The 18,269-nt window shown below is 69.6% G+C and carries 16 protein-coding genes; all 16 read left to right on the forward strand.

The annotated features are described in order from the left end of the window. The first annotated feature begins 152 nt into the window (after nt 1-152). The 16 genes from AC0Z9V_RS13240 (at nt 153) to AC0Z9V_RS13315 (ending at nt 18,265) form a co-directional block, all read left to right on the forward strand. Complete coding sequence (locus tag AC0Z9V_RS13240; protein ID WP_485141787.1) at nt 153-1,670, forward strand: sugar ABC transporter ATP-binding protein; 1,518 nt, start codon at nt 153-155, stop codon at nt 1,668-1,670. Next, entirely contained in the window at nt 1,667-2,755 is a 1,089-nt protein-coding gene (locus AC0Z9V_RS13245; protein ID WP_133080274.1) for an ABC transporter permease, read from the forward strand. The genes AC0Z9V_RS13240 and AC0Z9V_RS13245 overlap by 4 nt, the downstream gene beginning before the upstream one ends. Then, nucleotides 2,752-3,846 carry an ABC transporter permease gene (locus tag AC0Z9V_RS13250; RefSeq protein WP_208739959.1) on the forward strand — a complete coding sequence of 365 codons (1,095 nt, stop codon included), beginning with the start codon at nt 2,752-2,754 and terminating at the stop codon, nt 3,844-3,846. Before AC0Z9V_RS13245 ends, AC0Z9V_RS13250 begins: the two co-directional genes overlap by 4 nt. Then, the gene (locus AC0Z9V_RS13255; RefSeq protein ID WP_485141880.1) at nt 3,846-5,084 is read left to right on the forward strand and encodes a substrate-binding domain-containing protein; all 1,239 of its coding nucleotides are present in this window, start codon (nt 3,846-3,848) and stop codon (nt 5,082-5,084) included. The genes AC0Z9V_RS13250 and AC0Z9V_RS13255 overlap by 1 nt, the downstream gene beginning before the upstream one ends. A gap of 44 nt (nt 5,085-5,128) precedes the next feature. Further along, entirely contained in the window at nt 5,129-6,037 is a 909-nt protein-coding gene (locus tag AC0Z9V_RS13260) for a sugar phosphate isomerase/epimerase family protein (protein ID WP_347876212.1), read from the forward strand. Continuing rightward, complete coding sequence (locus AC0Z9V_RS13265) at nt 6,034-7,203, forward strand: Gfo/Idh/MocA family protein (RefSeq protein ID WP_485141788.1); 1,170 nt, start codon at nt 6,034-6,036, stop codon at nt 7,201-7,203. Before AC0Z9V_RS13260 ends, AC0Z9V_RS13265 begins: the two co-directional genes overlap by 4 nt. A gap of 83 nt (nt 7,204-7,286) precedes the next feature. Then, on the forward strand, nt 7,287-8,285 hold the full coding sequence (locus tag AC0Z9V_RS13270; RefSeq protein ID WP_485141789.1) for a sugar phosphate isomerase/epimerase family protein: 999 nt from the start codon (nt 7,287-7,289) through the stop codon (nt 8,283-8,285). 247 nt (nt 8,286-8,532) lie between these two features. Then, on the forward strand, nt 8,533-9,852 hold the full coding sequence (locus AC0Z9V_RS13275; protein WP_133080270.1) for an ABC transporter substrate-binding protein: 1,320 nt from the start codon (nt 8,533-8,535) through the stop codon (nt 9,850-9,852). A 59-nt stretch (nt 9,853-9,911) separates the two neighbouring features. Beyond that, nucleotides 9,912-11,048: a carbohydrate ABC transporter permease gene (locus tag AC0Z9V_RS13280; RefSeq protein ID WP_485141790.1), complete on the forward strand. Its 1,137-nt coding sequence runs from the start codon at nt 9,912-9,914 to the stop codon at nt 11,046-11,048. Next, nucleotides 11,045-11,944, forward strand: coding sequence for a carbohydrate ABC transporter permease (locus tag AC0Z9V_RS13285; RefSeq protein WP_133080268.1), 900 nt, complete (start codon nt 11,045-11,047; stop codon nt 11,942-11,944). Before AC0Z9V_RS13280 ends, AC0Z9V_RS13285 begins: the two co-directional genes overlap by 4 nt. After that, nucleotides 11,944-13,410, forward strand: coding sequence for a GH1 family beta-glucosidase (locus AC0Z9V_RS13290; protein ID WP_485141791.1), 1,467 nt, complete (start codon nt 11,944-11,946; stop codon nt 13,408-13,410). The genes AC0Z9V_RS13285 and AC0Z9V_RS13290 overlap by 1 nt, the downstream gene beginning before the upstream one ends. A gap of 40 nt (nt 13,411-13,450) precedes the next feature. Further along, entirely contained in the window at nt 13,451-14,470 is a 1,020-nt protein-coding gene (locus tag AC0Z9V_RS13295; protein WP_459268812.1) for a LacI family DNA-binding transcriptional regulator, read from the forward strand. A gap of 127 nt (nt 14,471-14,597) precedes the next feature. Continuing rightward, complete coding sequence (locus AC0Z9V_RS13300) at nt 14,598-15,668, forward strand: Gfo/Idh/MocA family protein (protein WP_133080265.1); 1,071 nt, start codon at nt 14,598-14,600, stop codon at nt 15,666-15,668. A gap of 94 nt (nt 15,669-15,762) precedes the next feature. Further along, nucleotides 15,763-16,587: an ammonia-dependent NAD(+) synthetase gene (gene nadE / locus AC0Z9V_RS13305; RefSeq protein WP_485141792.1), complete on the forward strand. Its 825-nt coding sequence runs from the start codon at nt 15,763-15,765 to the stop codon at nt 16,585-16,587. A 26-nt stretch (nt 16,588-16,613) separates the two neighbouring features. After that, a complete protein-coding gene (locus AC0Z9V_RS13310; protein ID WP_208740324.1) occupies nt 16,614-17,423 on the forward strand; it encodes an exodeoxyribonuclease III in 810 nt (269 codons plus the stop codon). Nucleotides 17,424-17,428: 5 nt separating this feature from the next. Continuing rightward, nucleotides 17,429-18,265: a DUF8083 family protein gene (locus AC0Z9V_RS13315; protein WP_133080262.1), complete on the forward strand. Its 837-nt coding sequence runs from the start codon at nt 17,429-17,431 to the stop codon at nt 18,263-18,265. Nucleotides 18,266-18,269: the final 4 nt, after the last annotated feature.

Raw genomic sequence — 18,269 nt, forward strand, 5'->3', positions numbered from 1 at the left:
AGCCGCTGGCGGGGCCCGCCATGGCTCGTCGGCGCCGCGTGGGGCAGGGGAAGGGACACCTTTCCAGTAAAGCACGCACCCCTTTCCCGAGTCTGTAGCCGTCTTTTGCATGTTGCTCGACAGAAGTGGGGGCGCCGTGTCACAGTAGGCGCGTGGACGACGACGTCAGCACCAGCGGGGCACCGGCTCCGATCCTGCATGTCTCGGGACTCTCGAAGAGTTTCTTCGGGGTACCCGTCCTCCAGGACGCAGCCCTCGAGCTCTTCCCCGGCGAGGTCCACGGACTCGTGGGCGAGAACGGCGCCGGGAAATCGACGCTCATGAAGCTGCTCGCAGGCGTGTACGTCCGCGACGCGGGACGCATCGAACTCGACGGGCAGCCGGTGGACTTCACGCACCCCGTGCAGGCGCACCGCGCCGGGCTGTCCACGGTCTTCCAGGAGTTCAACCTGCTGCCCGAGCGGACCGTCGCACAGAACATCTACCTCGGCCGGGAACCGCGGAAGGGACTCCTCGTCGACCGCCGGGCCATGAACCAGCGCACCGCGGAACTGCTGGAGCACCTCGGCATCACGACCATCCGGCCGACGGCGTCGGTCAGCTCGCTCTCGGTGGCGCAGCAGCAGATCGTCGAGATCGCGAAGGCCGTGAGCTACGACGCCAGGATCATCTCGATGGACGAGCCCACCGCGGCTCTCGCCGGACCGGAGGTCGAGCTCCTCTACGGCATCATCGACCGCCTGCGGAAGCGGGGCACGGCCATCCTCTACGTGTCCCACCGGTTGAAGGAGATCTTCGACCTGTGTGACACCATCACGGTGCTCAAGGACGGGCGGATCGTCACCTCGTCCCCCGCGGCCGAGCTCGACGACGCCTCACTGGTCCGCGCCATGGTGGGCCGGCCCATCTCGGCCTACTTCCCCGAGGCGCTGCCGGGCACCGCCGTCGGGGAACCGCTGCTGGAGATCAGCGGCGGCGGCAACGACCAGCTCGACGACGTCGGCCTCTCCCTCCGCGCGGGGGAGATCGTCGGGGTCGCGGGTCTCCAGGGATCGGGTCGGACGGAGCTGGTCGAGGCGATCTTCGGCGCGGAGGGCTTCACGCGCGGCGCGATGACGGTCGAAGGCAGGACCTACCGGCCGCGCTCGCCGAGGGACGCCATCCGCCACCGCGTCGCGCTCATCACGGAGGACCGCAAGGCACAGGGGCTCAGCCTCAACCAGTCCATCCTCGACAACGCGCTCAGCGTGGTGCGCTCGGTCCATCCCCGGCGCACCGCTGCGGCCCGCCGGGATGCACCGGGGGTGTTCTCGTCGCTGGAGGTCGTCGCCCGCGACCTCGACCAGGAAGTGCAGTTCCTCTCCGGCGGCAACCAGCAGAAAGTCGTCCTCGCCAAATGGCTGGCGATCGATCCCCTGGTCGTCCTGCTCGACGAGCCGACGCGCGGGATCGACGTCGGGGCGAAGGTCGCCGTCTACTCCCTGATGCGCCAGCTGGCGCGGGAAGGCAGGGCCATCCTCATGGTCTCGAGCGAACTGCCCGAGGTACTCGGGATGTCCGACCGCGTGATCGTGCTGCGGGACGGGCGCATCGCCGGGGAACTACCGCCCGGAGCGTCGGAGGAACAGGTGCTGCGCCTCGCCACCGGCGCCCGCGAGGTGCGGTCATGAGGCGCCTGAGCTCGACGAACATCGTCTACCTCGTGGCGCTGGTGACCGTCGTCGCGGGAATCGTCCTCGTGGGTTCCACCGGCCGGAGCTTCTTCAGCACCGGCAACATCTCCGACATCCTGACCGGGACGAGCATCCTCGGGTTCATCGCCATCGGGCAGACACTCGTCATCCTCGTGGGAAGCCTCGACCTCTCCGTCCCCTACGTGATCAGCCTGTCGAGCCTCATCGGAGCCGGCATCATGGCCGATCAGCCGGCGAACATCCTGCCCGCCGTGATCGTGGCGCTCCTCGTCTCCGCCCTCATCGGCCTGGCCAACGGAGCCGTGGTGGCCGGGCTGAAGGTGCACGGCTTCATCGCCACCCTCGGCATGGGCCTGATCGTCAGCGGCTACCTCGGGTCCACCTACCAGGGCAGCTCGGGCCAGGCGCCCCTCGCGTTCCGCCTCATCGGGGCCACGGGCATCGGTCCCGTCCCCGTCTCCACGCTCATCATGCTCGCCTGTGCCGCCGTCGTACTGGTCATGCTCAACAGCACGCGGCTCGGGCACGCCATCTACGCCGTCGGGGGTGATGCCTCCGTCGCGAGGATGTCCGGCGTCAGGACCCGGACGCCGGTGCTCGCGGCGCACGTCATCTGCTCCACCCTGGCGGGGCTCGCCGGCCTGCTGCTGGCCGCACGCCTCGGCGTCGGCAGCCCCACCATCGGCTCGCAGGGCGGCTACGACCTGCTGTCGATCGCAGCCGTCGTCCTCGGCGGGACACTGCTCGCGGGCGGCAAGGGCTCCCTCATCGGCACGCTGGGCGGCGTCCTCATCTTCGCCATGCTGGACAACATCATGAGCGTGCTGCAGATCAACCCCTTCCTCAAGGACGTGGTCCGCGGCATCGTGATCGTCGTGTCCGTGGCCGTGTACGCGCGGCGCCGGACCGTCCACCGGCCGGCCCGGTTCGGCCGCGGCCCGGCCCGGCAGGGCGAGGACCGCCCGCCGGCGGGCCCCGGGACACCGCGGCGCAGGCCCGGCGGCCCGGACGGCTCGTCGGCGGGCGAAGGACCGGGCACGCGGAACGAGGTACCGGCATGAGCGTGGCCACAGGACGCGCCGTCCTCCAGCAGAACCGCTCTCCCCGCGGCGAGCGCGTCCTGCGCGCGCTGCGCACACCGAGCGGGGCGATCTTCGTCCTCGTCGCCGTCCTCCTGGCCGCCGTCCTGGCGGCGAACCCCTCGTTCGGCGAGCCGGGCTCGCTGATCCGCTTCATCGGCCGCACGGCCCCCATCGCCATCGCGGCGATCGGGCAGTACTTCGTCATCGTCTCCGGCGAGTTCGACCTCTCCATGGGATCGGTGGTCACCGCCCAGGTCATCATCGCCGGCAACCTGGTCGGCGAGGACGAGTCGCGCACCCTCCCCGTCCTGCTCCTGATGATCGCGTTCGGGGCGTTCGTGGGGCTGGTGAACGGCCTCGTCACCACCCTGCTGAAGGTGCCCAGCTTCATCGTGACCCTCGGGACCATGCTCGCGCTGCTCGGCCTGGTGCTGTACTGGACCGGCGGCGCCGCGACCGGCAATCCGGCCGACAGCTTCCGGCAGATCGGCCGTGGCGGCATCCGGGACGTCCCCGTCCTCGAGATCCTCCCCTACCCCGTGATCATCCTCGCCGTCACCGCGGCCGCCGCCTTCTGGCTCATGCGCCGGCCCTACGGGCGGACCCTCGTGGCCGTCGGCGACAACGACCGCGCCGCCGCACTGACCGGCGCGCCGGTGTGGTGGGTCCGGACCCGGGCCTTCATGCTGTCCTCCCTCGCGGCGACCGTGGCAGGCGTGATCCTCGTGGGCTATGCGGGGGTCCACCCGTCGGTGGGCCAGGGCTACGAATTCACGGCGATCACCGCCGTCGTCCTCGGCGGGGTGGTGCTGGGCGGCGGTCGCGGCTGGGTGCTGTCCGCTGCCGCCGGCGCGTTCGCCCTCGAACTGCTCTTCACGCTCCTGAACTTCCTCGGCGTCGAATCCACCTGGCGCGACAGCGTGCAGGGCGCCATCATCATCGTCGCCGTCGCCGCGGCGTCCCGGAACTGGCAGCGCAAGCGCAGGGGCGCCAGCACCCGGGCCCATGACCAGCACCGTCCGATAACAGCACCGCAGCCCGCACCGGGCACCAATGAGGGAGGAACATGATGCGTGGAAGCATCCTGGGCAAGGTCACGGTGATCGCAGCGACGTCGCTGCTCGCCCTGACCGCCTGCACCACCGACTCGTCCATCGAGAATCCGCCGGCCGCGGAGGAGAGCGCGGTCGCCGAGGAGACCGCCGCCGCGCAACCCAGCGAGGACAGCACGGAATGGTTCGACCAGGCCGTCTACGACGAGCAGGACCAGCAGCGCTCGGCCTCCTTCGAGGGCGACCCCGAGCAGCCGTACCTGCAGTACATCGACGGCGAGATGAAGGACACCTCCGCCTTCGCGGCCGAGGGACCGCAGAAGGCGTGCTTCTCCAACGCGTCGATCTCGAACCCGTGGCGGCAGACGGGCTGGATCACCATGAACCAGCAGCTGCAGGTGCTGCAGGACTCCGGCGTCATCTCGGAGATGGAGACGCGTGACGCGCAGGACGACGACAACACGCAGATCGCGGACATCGACTACTTCATCGCCGAGGGGAACTGCGACGCCTTCATCATCTCCCCGAACTCCACGGCGGCCATGACGCCCGCCGTCGAGCGCGCGTGCGAGACCGGCAAGCCCGTGATCGTGTTCGACCGTGGCGTCCAGACCGACTGCGCCGTCACCTTCATCCACCCGATCGGCGGCTTCGCCTGGGGTATCGACACCGCGGAGTTCCTCAGCGAGCGCCTCGGTGAGGGCGACAAGGTGGTGGCCCTGCGGATCCTCCCCGGCGTCGACGTCCTGGAACAGCGCTGGGCCGCGGCCGAGCGCATCTTCGAGGAGAACGGCATCGAGGCGGTCGACTACTTCACCGGTGCCGATCCGGTGGAGATCAAGTCGATCATCTCGGACGAACTCGCCACCGGGGACGTGCAGGGAGTCTGGATGGACGCCGGTGACGGCGCCGTCGCCGCGATCGAGGCGTTCGAGGACGCCGGGGCGGACCTCCCCGTCATGACGGGCGAGGACGAGATGAGCTTCCTGCGCAAGTGGGACGAGACGGGCATCGACGCGCTGGCGCCGGTGTACTCGAACTTCCAGTGGCGCACCCCGCTGCTCGCCCTGGAGAAGATCTTCGCGGGCGAGGAGGTCCCGGCGGAGTGGGTCCTGCCCCAGTCGCCGATCACCGAGGACGAACGCGGTGAGTTCCTGACCGCCAACGAGGGCATGCCGGACGGCCACTACGCCAAGTTCGGCGGAGAGGACCTCCCCGGCTACCCGCAGGTCTGGCAGGACCGCCAGATCCCCTGACGCCCGCCGCACCACCACGGAACGGAACGGAAGGAGGCAGGACCGTGAACGACGGCATCGCCCGCACCCTCGGGATCAACACGTGGGTCTGGACATCCCCGCTGACCGACGCGGACCTGCCTCCCCTCCTGCGGAGGATCGCCGGGATGGGTTTCGACGGCGTGGAGCTCCCCCTCGAGGACGCCGGGGACCTTACCGCCCCGGCGCTGCGCGAGATCCTGGCCGAGACCGGCCTGGTACCCACGATCGTCGGGGCGATGGCGCCCGGCCGGGAGCTGGTGGGCGCCCCGGAGGCCACCATCCGGTCGACCCAGCGCTATCTCCAGGACTGCATCGACCTCGCCGCCGCCGTCGGTGCCGCGAGCGTGTGCGGCCCCTTCTACGCGCACACGGGCCGGCTCTGGCGGATGGACGACGACGGACGCGCGGCCGCCTGCGCCGAGCTGCGGGACAACCTCGCTCCCGTGGCCGACCGGGCGGTCGAGGCCGGCGTGGTCCTCGGGATCGAGCCGCTGAACCGGTACGAGACCTCGCTCGTCAACACGGTGGAGCAGGCCCTCGAGATACTGCAGCCGCTGCTCGGGCGGGGCGTGGGACTCGCGCTCGACACCTATCATCTGAATATCGAGGAGAGATCGTCCGCCGATGCCATCCGGGCAGCCGGACCGCACCTGGTCCACCTCCAGGTCTGCGGCAACGACCGCGGTGCGCCTGGCGGGGACCAGACGGACTGGCAGGGCGTGTTCGCCGCCCTCGACGATGTGCAGTACCGCGGACCGCTGAACATCGAGAGCTTCACCGCGCACAACGCGAGCATCGCCACGGCCGCAGCCGTCTGGCGCCCCCTGGCGCCGTCCCAGGACCGGCTGGCGGAGGACGGCCTGGCCTTCCTCCGCCGCACCGATCCATCCCAGTCCCGGGCCGCCCTGGCCCTTCAAGGAGATACACCATGACGACCACCGTGCCGGCTCCCGCCGACGCCGCAGGTTCCCGCACCGCTACCCTGGGCGTCGCCGTCCTCGGCTACTCCTTCATGGGGAAGGCCCACTCGAACGCCTGGCGGAATGTCGGCTCCTTCTACGACTCGCCCGCGATCGAGCAGAAGGTCATCGTGGGGCGGGACGCGGCGCAGGTGGAGGATGCCGCACGCCGGTACGGGTGGCAGGAGAGCACGACGGACTGGCGCTCCGTCCTGGAGCGGGACGACATCCACATCGTCGACATCTGCACGCCGGGCCACCTCCACGCCGAGCAGGCCATCGCCGCGCTGCAGGCCGGCAAGCACGTGCTGCTCGAGAAACCCCTGGCCAACACCGTCGCGGAGGCGGAGGAACTCGCGGCCGTCGCGGCGGCCGCCCGCGACCGCGGCGTCCAGTCGATGGTCGCCTTCAACTACCGCAGGCTGCCCGCCCTCGCACAGGCACGGGCGATGATCGCCGACGGCCGCGTGGGCGACGTGCGGCAGGTCCGCATCAGCTACCTGCAGGACTGGCTCGCGGACGAACGGGCACCGATGACCTGGCGCCTCCGCAGGGAGACCGCCGGCTCGGGCGCGCTCGGCGACCTCGCGTCCCACGCCGTCGACCAGGTCCACTTCCTCCTCGACGCGCAGGTGGTCGGCGTCTCCGGCACCGTGAACACCTTCGTGACGGAGCGGCCGGGGCCGGACGGCCCGGAACCCGTCACGGTCGACGACGCCGCCTGGGCCACCCTGCATACGGCATCCGGTGCCGTCGTCAGCCTGGAGGTCTCCCGCTTCGCCACCGGGCGCAAGAACGCCCTGCAGATCGAGGTGTACGGCTCCCGTGGTGCGCTCCGGTTCGACCTCGAACGGCTCAACGAGCTCGAGTACTTCGCCTCCGACGCCCCCGGCACGGAGCAGGGCTTCGCCCGCATCCTCGTCACCGAGCCGCAGCACCCCTACCTCGACGCCTGGTGGCCGGCGGGGCACACCCTTGGCTGGGACTCCTCGTTCACCAGCCAGGCCGCCGACTTCCTCGACGCCATCCGCAGCAACCGCGCCCCCTCGCCATCGTTCGAGGACGGCCTGAGGGTGCAGCAGGTCCTCGGTGCGCTCGAGGCGAGCGCGGCGAACGCGAGCGCGATCGTCCGGCCCTGACTGCGCCGACCCCACCGCGGTCCCGCCGCAGTCCCGCCGCCCGAACCGCCACACCCACCGGACCACCCAGCCAAGGAGCCCGCATGACCCGCAACTTCACCCTGTTCACAGGCCAATGGGCCGATCTCCCCTTCGAGAAGGTCGCCGAGCTCGCCGGCCGGTGGGGCTACGACGGACTGGAGATCGCCGTCTCCGGCGACCACCTCGACGCCTGGCGCTGGGACGACGACGCCTACATCCAGGACCGGCTCGACATCCTCGAGCGCAACGGGCTGAAGGTCTGGGCCATCTCGAACCACCTCAAGGGCCAGGCCGTCTGCGACAACCCCATCGATTTCCGCCACCAGGCGATCGTCGGCCCGAAGGTCTGGGGCGACGGCGACCCGGAGGGCGTGCGCCGGCGGGCCGCGGAGGAGATGAAGCTGACCGCGCGGCTCGCCAGGAAGCTCGGCGTGGACACCGTCGTCGGTTTCACCGGCTCCTCGATCTGGCAGTACGTGGCCATGTTCCCACCGGTCCCCGCCGCCACGATCGACGCCGGCTACCAGGACTTCGCGGACCGCTGGAACCCGATCCTCGACGTCTTCGACGAGTGCGGGGTCCGCTTCGCCCACGAGGTCCACCCCTCCGAGATCGCCTACGACTACTGGTCCACCCAGCGAACCCTCGAGGCCATCGGGCACCGCCCCGCCTTCGGCCTGAACTGGGATCCGAGCCACTTCCTGTGGCAGCAGATCGATCCGGTGGCCTTCATCTCCGACTTCAAGGACCGGATCTACCACGTGGACTGCAAGGACACGAAGATGCGCATGGGCGGGGGGCGCAACGGCATCCTCTCCTCCCACCTCGCGTGGGGCGACCCGCGCCGCGGCTGGGACTTCGTCTCGACCGGGCGCGGCGACGTGCCCTGGGAGGACAGCTTCCGCGCCCTGACGGCCATCGGCTACACCGGGCCCATCTCCGTGGAATGGGAGGACGCCGGCATGGACCGGCTGCAGGGGGCGCCGGAAGCCCTCGCCTTCCTGAAGCGCTTCGACTTCGCGCCGTCGGAGACCTCCTTCGACGCCGCCTTCAGTCAGTAGAGACCTCCCGCCCTTCGTCGCGGCCCTCCCTCCTCTGCCCACCCCGACGCATGCCGGGGTGGGCAGAGTCGTCCGGGGCCTTCATTGCACCCCGAAAACCCTGTCGTCCTCGGTAAGTCTCAGTGGATGAGACGCGAGAGAGCGCTCTCTTGACGCTGTGACTTCGCGCACATACAGTGGTTGCACATCCCAGAGAGCGCTCTCTCGCCCGTCGGCGTATGTCGCTCACACACACAAAGGAGTGATCGTGGAATTCTCGCGACTCAGGAAAATCACAGCCCTCGCCGGCGTCGCATCCCTGGCCATCGTGGCCTCGGGCTGCAGCGGAGGAGGGAGCGACGAACCGGCCAGTGCCGACAACCCCGTCAACCTGACCGTCACCACCTTCGGACAGTTCGGCTACGACGATCTGTACGCCGAATACGAAGAGCAGAACCCCGGCGTGACCATCGAGGCGACCAACATCGACGGCAGCGCCAACGCCCGCGTCGACGCGTTCACCAAGCTCGCGGCCGGTTCCGGACTCAGCGACGTCGTGGCCGTCGAGGAGGGCTGGCTCGGCTCCATCATGGAGGTGTCCGACCAGTTCGTGGACCTCAACGAGTACGGCGCCGCGGACATCAAGGACAACTGGGTGGACTGGAAGTTCGAGCAGGGCACCGACCCCGAGGGCCGCGTGATCGGCCTAGGCACGGACATCGGGCCCCAGGCGCTGTGCTACAACCGGGAGCTCTTCGAGGCAGCGGGACTGCCCACCGACCGTGGAGAGGTCGCCGAACTCTTCGGTGGCGACGACGCCACCTGGGAGACCTACTTCGACCTCGGTCGCCAGTACCACGAGACCACGGGCAAGGCCTGGTACGACCAGTCGGCGTTCGTCTGGAACTCCATGGTGAACCAGATGGACGAGGGCTACTACACGGCCGACGGCGAGCTGAACATCGAGGGCAACGAGGCGATGCGCGCCCAGTTCGACCTCCTCGCTGCCGGCACCGCCGACGGCCTCTCCGCCAACCAGAAGCAGTTCGACTGGGGCAAGGGCAAGGCCTTCGTGGATGGCTCCTTCGCGGTCCACGTCTGCCCCGCCTGGATGCTCGGCACCATCAAGGAGCAGCTCGAAGCAGCCGGTGGCGGCCCCGAGACCGGCTGGGACGTCGCCGACATCTTCCCGGGCGGAGCCTCCAACTGGGGAGGAGCCTTCCTCTCCGTCCCCGAGAGCTCCGAGCACCCCGCCGAGGCCGCCAAGCTCGCCCAGTGGCTGACCGCCCCCGAACAGATGGTCAAGCAGTCCGCAGCCGCGAACAACTTCCCGAGCACCCTGGACGCCCAGGCGGAGATCGTCGAGGCAGCCGTCCCGAACGAGCTCTTCAACGACGCACCGTACGGCGAGATCTTCGCCTCGCGCGCCGAGGGCGTCGTGGCCCAGTTCAAGGGCCCGCAGGACTCGGAGATCCAGGAGAACGTCTTCGCACCGGCCCTGAAGATCCTCGACTCCGGTGAGGGCACAGCCGACGAGGCCTGGAACGAAGCCGTCCAGCTCCTCAACGACCGCGTCGTGAACAACTAGCAGCACCGGCCGCGGGGCCTCCGGCAGCACCGGAGGCCCCCCCTGGAGTCTGGAATCCCATGACCACGACACTGAACCGCCCGGCAGCCAGCAGCCCTGCCCCTGCGAAACCCACGCTCACCTTCCGCCAGCGACTGAACGTCTTCGACATGAAGGCCTCGCCCTACCTCTACATCTCCCCGTTCTTCCTCCTCTTCGCCCTGGTGGGCCTGTTCCCCCTCGGCTACACCTTCTTCGTCTCGCTCTTCGACTGGCACCTGCTCAAGGGGCAGGGCGAGTTCGTGGGCCTGCGCAACTTCCAGGAAGTCCTCCAGGACCGCTTCTTCTGGAACTCGCTGTTCAACACGATGAGCATCTTCCTGCTCTCGACCATCCCGCAGCTGATCGTCGCCACGGCCATCGCGGCCGTGCTGGACCAGAACCTCCGCGCCAGGACGTTCTGGCGCATGAGCATCCTGCTCCCCTACATCGTGACCCCCGTCGCCGTCGCCCTGATCTTCTCGAACCTCTTCGGTGAGCAGTACGGGCTGATCAACAACATCCTGGAGAGCTTCGGGTTCGACCGCATCCTGTGGACGAACGAGACCCTGCCGAGCCACATCGCGATCGCCACCATGGTGAACTGGCGCTGGACCGGCTACAACGCCCTGATCCTGCTGGCAGCCATGCAGTCCGTCCCCCGCGACATCTACGAGTCCGCTGCCATCGACGGTGCCGGAGTCTTCCGCCGCTTCTTCAGCATCACGCTTCCGAGCATCCGGCCCACCATGATCTTCGTGGTCATCACCGCGACGATCGGCGGACTGCAGATCTTCACCGAGCCCCGTCTCTTCGATCCGCGGACCTACGGGGGAACCGCGGCGCAGTTCCAGACCACCGTGCTCTACCTCTACGAGATGGCCTTCCAGCGGCAGAACTTCGGCAAGGCGTCCACCATCGCGTGGCTCCTGTTCCTCATCATCGTGCTGTTCGGCCTCGTGAACTACCTGATCTCACAGAGGATCGCCACCACCGGCGACGGGCGCGGACCGGGCAGGGGTGCCGGCAGCCGCCGACGCCGACGCTTCCCGGCACCCGCCGTCGTCCTCCCCGCAGCGGGCCCCCAGCCGCCGGCACCCGCTGCCGGACCGGCACCCGACCCGGCCGCGGACCCGGCCGGCACCCCAGCAGACACGACACCGAGGAGTGGGCAATGACCGTCACCGAGACGAGGCCGCAGCGACCGCGCGCCTCGAACGACCGGAGCCGTTCCCTCCGACAGGGCTTGCTCGGCAACGGACGGCGGCCCGGGTTCCTGACCTACGGCCTGCTGTTCGCCTTCTTTCTCGCCTCCGCCTATCCGCTCTGGTGGTCGCTCATCATCGGCAGCCGGTCCAACGAGGCCCTCGGCCAGACCTGGCCGCCCCTGTTCCCGGGCGGCAATTTCTGGACGAACGTCGGCGAGGTCTTCGACACCATCCCGTTCTGGCTCGCCCTCGGCAACAGTGTGCTGATCTCGGGCATCATCACGCTGTCGGTCGTCGCATTCTCGACCCTGGCCGGCTACTCGTTCGCGAAGCTCCGCTTCCGGGGACGCACCGGCCTCATGGTCGCGGTGATCGCCACCATGGCCATCCCGACCCAGCTCGGCATCATCCCGCTGTTCATGATGATGCGCACGCTCGGCTGGACCGGTGAGATCGGCGCCGTCGTCATCCCCACGCTCGTGACGGCGTTCGGCGTGTTCTTCATGCGCCAGTACCTCGTGGACGTCATCCCCGACGAGCTCATCGAGTCGGCCCGCATGGACGGAGCATCCATGATCTCCACCTTCTGGCACGTCGCTCTTCCCGCCGCCCGTCCCGCCATGGCGATCCTGGGTCTGTTCACGTTCATGACCGCCTGGACCGACTTCCTCTGGCCGCTGCTGGTGCTCGGTCCCGGCAACCCCACCCTGCAGACGGCGCTCAGCCAGCTGCAGTCGGCGCGGTACGTGGACTACTCGATCGTCCTCGCCGGCGCCGTCCTGGCCACCCTCCCGCTGCTGGTGCTCTTCGTCGTCGCGGGCCGTCAACTCATTTCCGGAATCATGCAAGGAGCAGTGAAGGGCTAATGCCACTCGACGCAACAACCCCGTCCCACCCGTCCTCCCACCCGGCCGCCGCCAGGACCTGGCCCGAGGGCTTCCTCTGGGGCTCCGCCACCGCTGCGGCGCAGGTCGAGGGCGCCAGTCACGAGGGCGGCAAGGAGGACTCCGTCTGGGACGCCTTCGCCCGGGTACCCGGCGCGATCGCGCACGGCGACACCCTGACCGACGCCGTGCAGCACTACCGCCGCATGCCCGAGGACGTCCGGATCATGAAGGAACTCGGCCTCGGCTCCTACCGTTTCTCGACGAGCTGGTCCCGGGTCCGGCCCGGCGACCGGGCAGCCAATGCGGAGGGCCTGGACTTCTACTCCCGCCTCGTGGACGAACTCCTCGAGGCCGGTATCCTGCCCTGGCTGACCCTGTACCACTGGGACCTGCCACAGGCCCTGGAGGAGAAGGGCGGCTGGGCGAACCGCGACACCGCCTACCGCTTCGTGGACTACGCCGACGACGTCTACTCGGCCCTCGGGGACCGGGTGGAGCACTGGACGACGTTCAACGAGCCGTTCTGCTCGTCGTTGCTGGGCTACGCGGCGGGCGTCCACGCCCCCGGCCGGCAGGACCCGGCGGCGGCCGTCGCCGCGATCCACCACCAGCACCTCGCCCACGGGCTGGTGGTCGGCGAGCTCCGGGGCCGGGGTGCCCAGCACCTCGGGATCACCCTCAACCTCAGCAACTCGATCCCCCGCGACCCGGCGGATCCGATCGACCTCGACGCAGCGCGCCGGTTCGACTCGCTGCAGAACCGGATCTTCCTCGATCCGATCCTCCGCGGGGCGTACCCCGAGGACACGCTCGCCGACCTCGAGCAGTTCGGCATCCGGGACGTCATCCGGCCCGGGGACGTCGACATCATCGGGGTACCGATCGATTTCCTCGGCGTGAACCACTACCACGACGACCTCATCAGCGGACACCGGGACGACGAGGGCGGCGACGGCCACTCGGGCGGCGCCACCCGCCCGACGTCGTCGTGCTGGATCGGCTCGGAGGACATCGCCTTCCCGAGCCGCGGGCTGCCGCGCACCGCCATGAACTGGGAGGTCAACCCGGACGGCCTGCGGAAGCTCCTGGTCCGCCTCGGCGAGGAGTACGACTCGCTGCCCCCGCTCTACATCACGGAGAACGGCGCGGCGTACGACGACGTCGTGAGCCCGGACGGCGCGGTGCACGACGCCGAACGCACGACGTTCATCCTCGACCACATCGCGTCCGTCGGGCAGGCCATCGACCAGGGGGCGGACGTGCGCGGCTACTTCGTCTGGTCCCTCCTCGACAACTTCGAGTGGTCCTGGGGCTACGGGAAGCGCTTCGGGATCGTCCGGGTGGACTACGACTCGTTCGAGCGGACGGTGAAGGACAGCGGCGTGGCCTATGCCGGCGTGATCTCCGCTGCCACCGCCCCGCGCCTCACCAGGGCGAGCGCCTGACGTAGGCTTCAGCCATACTGTCGAGGCTTCGGAGATGACGATGACACAGGACACAGGCGGGCCCCGGCCGGTCCCCACCCTGGAGATGGTGGCCGCCCTGGCCGGGGTGTCGCGCGCGACCGTGTCCCGTGTCGTCAACGATTCGCCGAGCGTCGACCCGGAGCTCGCGCAGTCCGTGAAGAAGGCCATCCTCGCGCTCGACTACACGCCGAACCGCGCGGCGCGTTCGCTGGCCAAGCGCCGGGCGAACGCCGTCACGCTGATCGTCCCGGAGTCGACGTCCAAGGTGTTCGCGGACCCGTTCTTCGCCTCGGTGGTGCAGGGGATCGCACTCTTCCTCACCGACACGGAGTACACGCTCAACATGGTGATCTCCTCGGAGTCGAAGCCCGAGAAGACGCGCAGCTTCCTCCTCGGCGGGAACGTGGACGGCGTCCTCGTGGTCTCGCACCACAGCGGTGACCACTCCTGGACGCACCTCTCCGGGTCGCTTCCCATGGTCTTCGCCGGGCGCCCCCTCGTGGGCGGCAGGGAGAGCTACTACGTGGAGGTCGACAACGAGCAGGCCGCCTACAGCGCCACCCGGCAGCTGACCGACAGCGGCCGGCGGCACGTGGCCACGATCGCCGGACCGCAGGACATGCCCCCGGGCATCGACCGCCTCGCTGGCTGGCGGACCGCGGTCCGGGAGGCGGGCCTGGCCGAGGGGCTCGTGGAGGTGGGGGACTTCACCCTCGCCTCCGGGGCCCGCGCCATGCACCGCCTCCTCGACCGTGGCACGCCGATCGACGCCGTCTTCGTCGGCAACGACCAGATGGCGGCCGGCGCCTACACGGCCATCCAGGGCAGGGGGCTGCGCATCCCGGAGGACGTCGCCGTCGTCGGGTTCGACGACGACTCCTTCGCCACCTCGGTGACGCCGGCGCTGACCACCGTGCACCACCCGATCATCGAGCTCGGCAAGAAGATGGCCGAGACGCTGGTGAACCTCATCGAGGGGAAACCGGCGGAACGCGTGACGAGGATGCCCACCTCGCTCGTCCTCCGCGATTCCGTCTGACCCGGCCCGACCTCTCGACCACACCTCCCCGACCCACGTCCCGGATCCTCGCGCCCGGTTCTCCGACCGCACCCCTCGCGTCAGCGTGCCCTCCTGCACGCCGCCCCGTTCCCGAAAGGCCCACCCGATGCTTCCAGCTCCCGTCAGCACCATCGCCCCGTCCACCGCGACGGGCCGCCCGATCCGGTGGGGCGTCGTCGCCACCGGCTCCATCGCCGCCCGCGTGGTGCAGGACCTCGCCCTGCTCGACGACGCCGTCCTGCACGCCGTGAGTTCCCGCAGCGAGGCCTCCGCCCGGGCCTTCGCGCTGCGCTTCGGCTTCACCACCTCCTACTGGGACGCGGCCGGCGCCGCCGGCTACGATCGGCTCCTCGCGGACCCCGCCGTCGACGTGGTCTACATCGCCACGCCGCACACCCAGCACCACGCCGTCGCCCTCGCCGCGCTCCACGCCGGCAAGAACGTGCTGTGCGAGAAGCCCATCACCATGGACGCCGAGCAGGCCCGCGAACTCGCCGACCTCGCGCGGGAGCGCGGCCTGTTCCTCATGGAGGCGGTCTGGACCCGCTTCCTGCCCAGCTTCCGTCGCGCCCTGCAGATCGTGCGGTCCGGTGAGATCGGCACGGTGCGCTGGCTCCAGGCGGACCTCTGCTTCACCGCGCCGGTCGATCCGGCGTCCCGGCTCTGGGACCCGGCGGCCGGCGGCGGTGCCCTGCTCGACCTCGCCGTGTACCCGCTCACCTGGGCGCTCGGGGCGCTCGGCGAACCCGGTGCCGTCGCCGCCCGCGGCACCCTCACCCCCGAGGGCGTGGACCTCCAGAACGCACTGACCCTGACGTACGACGACGGTGCGCACGCCCAGCTGACGACGTCGATCGGGGCCGAGAGCCCCAGCGTGGTCACGATCAGCGGGACGGAAGGCTGGCTGCGCTCGTCCACCCCCCTGTTCAACCCGGGAGAGCTCGTCGTCCAGCCCCGCCGGGGCACCCTCCGCACGGAGCGCTTCGAGGTCTTCGGCAGCGGTTTCGTCTACGAGCTGCGCGAGGTGACGCGCTGCCTGCAGGCCGGGCTGACCGAGAGCCCCTTCATGACGACCGCCGAGTCCGTGCGGATGATGGAGGTACTCGACGAGGCCCGCCGCCAGATCGGCCTGCGCTATCCGAGCGATGCCGACCTGGCAGCGGGAGTACCCGCCTGAGGACCGGTTCCCGGCCGGCGGCGTGCACCGGCCCGGGTCCGGACCGGTGCACGGCGTAACGCTGCCGAAACCCGACGGGAGTAGCCTTGGGGGCATGCGCGAACTCCAGGCACAGATCATCGAGGAAATGGGCGTCAGGCCCACCATCGACCCGGCCGCGGAGGTCCGCAGCCGGGTCGCCTTCCTGAAGGACTACGTCAGGTCGACCGGCACCCGCGGGTTCGTCCTCGGCATCAGCGGCGGACTCGATTCGACCCTCGCCGGCAAGCTGGCCCAGCTCGCCGTCGACGAGCTGCGGTCCGAGGGCGTCGACGCCGATTTCCTCGCGGTGCGCCTGCCCTACAACGTCCAGCAGGACGAGGCCGACGCCCAGGCGGCCCTCGACTTCATCCAGCCCCGCACGTCCCGGGTATTCAACGTGGCCCCCGCCGTCGACGGCATCCAGCAGGAGTACGCGCAGACCACCGGCGAGCGCATCTCGGACTTCACCAAGGGCAACACGAAGGCCCGCGCCCGCATGGTCGCCCAGTACGCGATGGCCGGCCAGCACAACCTGCTCGTGGTCGGCACGGACCACGGCGCGGAATCCGTCACCGGGTTCTTCACGAAGTTCGGTGACGGCGGCGCGGACATCCTGCCTCTCTTCGGCCTCAACAAGCGCCAGAACCGCGCCCTCCTCAAGGCGCTCGGCGCGCCTGCGGCACTGTACGACAAGATCCCGACGGCGGATCTCCTCGACGACCTCCCCGGGCGGGCCGACGAGCACGAACTCGGCCTCACCTACGAGCAGATCGACGACTACCTCGAGGGGCGCGAGGTCGATCCCGACGCCGCGAAGTCGATCGAGCACCGCTACTGGATCACACGGCACAAGCGCACGGTGCCCGTGACCATCTTCGATTCGTGGTGGCGGGAGTAAACACCGCCGTTGGTAACGTAGGGTCCGTGAAGATCGCCACCTGGAACGTCAATTCCCTCCGTGCCCGCGCAGACCGCGTCGAAGCCTGGCTGAACAGGTCCGACGTCGACGTCCTGGCCATCCAGGAGACCAAGTGCAAGGACGACAACTTCCCCTGGGAGCTGTTCGAGAACAGCGGCTTCGAGGTGGCGCACTTCGGCCTCAGCCAGTGGAACGGCGTCGCCATCGCCTCGCGCGTGGGACTCGACGACGTCGAGCGCACCTTCCCCGACCAGCCGACCTTCGGCAAGCCGGGCACCGAGGCGGTCCAGGAGGCACGCGCCATCGCCGCGACGTGTGGCGGAGTACGCGTGTGGAGCCTGTACGTGCCGAACGGACGGGCGCTGGACGACCCGCACATGCCCTACAAGATCGACTGGCTGGACACCCTCCGGAACCATGCACAGCGCTGGATCACCGAGGACCCGCAGGCCCAGATCGCCCTGATGGGTGACTGGAACATCGCCCCGCGGGACGAGGACGTCTGGGACATCGACCTCTTCGTCGACGGCGGCTACACCCATGTCAGCCCGCCCGAGCGCGCTGCCTTCCAGTCCTTCCTCGACTCCGGCTTCGCCGACCTCGCCCGCCCGTACACGCCCGGGCCCGGTCTCTACACCTACTGGGACTACAAGCAGCTGCGGTTCCCCAAGAAGGAGGGCATGCGCATCGACTTCGTCCTCGGCTCTCCCGCCCTGGCAGCGCGCGCCACCAACGCCTTCGTGGACCGCGAGGAGCGCAAGGGCAAGGGCGCCTCCGACCATGCTCCCGTCATCGTGGAACTCGACGGAGCGTGAGCCCCATGGGCGGTGCCCGACCGTTCCCGTACGTCTCCTACCTCCGCGTCTACGAACCGCTCGACGCCTTCTCCGACGCCCAGCAGCTGGCCATCCTGGAACAGCGGGCGCGCGAGCGGGACCTCACCGAGTCGATCGAGCACGAGCAGTCCCTGCGGCGCATCATGCGCAGCGTGTCGGACCCGTTCCCGCACCACGAGGCGGACCTCGTCCGGGTGACCCACTTCCCGAGCCTGAACGGCACGACGGCCCCCTACTACTGCCCCAACCAGCTCGCCGTCCGGACCACACTCGCCGCGGAGTCACTCGACCAGAGCCTGCGCGGCCCGCTGATCGACGTCCTCGTTCCCGACGTCGCACGCGAAGCGCACCAGGCGAGGCTGGACCCCGACACGTTCGCCGATTCGGTGGCGAAGCTCCATACCCGCTCGGCGACGTGGGGCGTGCCCTTCGCCTGGTTCGCGCTGATCCACGAGGACGACCTCACGGAGGTCGTCGAGGACGACGGCCGCGTCACGACGGTGCGGATCACGGCGAGGATCGGCGACTGCATCGACCGCGGACGCCGTTCGGTGGCGCAGCTCGCCATCGGGGCTCCGGAGATGGACCTGCTCGATGAACTCACGGAGATCGTCGAGTGGCTCGAGGTGTTCCGGCGCGACGCCGTGGTAGAGGTGGACTACGGACCCGTGGCCGACCGCGTGTTCCCGGACGATTCGCCGATGGATGTCCGCCTGGGCATCGAGAGCCTCGCCGAGGCGGACATGATGGGTGCCGCTGCGTCCTACCGGCGGCTCGCGTCCCGCTGGATCCCGATCCGGCAGCTCGCCCGCGCGTCCTGAGGAC

Source organism: Arthrobacter sp. UYP4 (genome assembly GCF_057291175.1).

Bases quoted from the DNA above. Each gene is read 5' to 3' on its own strand.
- AC0Z9V_RS13280 (WP_485141790.1), top strand. From the start codon at position 9,912: ATGACCACGACACTGAACCGCCCGGCAGCCAGCAGCCCTGCCCCTGCG.
- AC0Z9V_RS13250 (WP_208739959.1), top strand. From the start codon at position 2,752: ATGAGCGTGGCCACAGGACGCGCCGTCCTCCAGCAGAACCGCTCTCCC.
- AC0Z9V_RS13295 (WP_459268812.1), top strand. From the start codon at position 13,451: ATGACACAGGACACAGGCGGGCCCCGGCCGGTCCCCACCCTGGAGATG.
- AC0Z9V_RS13290 (WP_485141791.1), top strand. From the start codon at position 11,944: ATGCCACTCGACGCAACAACCCCGTCCCACCCGTCCTCCCACCCGGCC.
- AC0Z9V_RS13285 (WP_133080268.1), top strand. From the start codon at position 11,045: ATGACCGTCACCGAGACGAGGCCGCAGCGACCGCGCGCCTCGAACGAC.
- AC0Z9V_RS13315 (WP_133080262.1), top strand. From the start codon at position 17,429: ATGGGCGGTGCCCGACCGTTCCCGTACGTCTCCTACCTCCGCGTCTAC.
- nadE (WP_485141792.1), top strand. From the start codon at position 15,763: ATGCGCGAACTCCAGGCACAGATCATCGAGGAAATGGGCGTCAGGCCC.
- AC0Z9V_RS13245 (WP_133080274.1), top strand. From the start codon at position 1,667: ATGAGGCGCCTGAGCTCGACGAACATCGTCTACCTCGTGGCGCTGGTG.
- AC0Z9V_RS13300 (WP_133080265.1), top strand. From the start codon at position 14,598: ATGCTTCCAGCTCCCGTCAGCACCATCGCCCCGTCCACCGCGACGGGC.
- AC0Z9V_RS13255 (WP_485141880.1), top strand. From the start codon at position 3,846: ATGCGTGGAAGCATCCTGGGCAAGGTCACGGTGATCGCAGCGACGTCG.
- AC0Z9V_RS13265 (WP_485141788.1), top strand. From the start codon at position 6,034: ATGACGACCACCGTGCCGGCTCCCGCCGACGCCGCAGGTTCCCGCACC.
- AC0Z9V_RS13270 (WP_485141789.1), top strand. From the start codon at position 7,287: ATGACCCGCAACTTCACCCTGTTCACAGGCCAATGGGCCGATCTCCCC.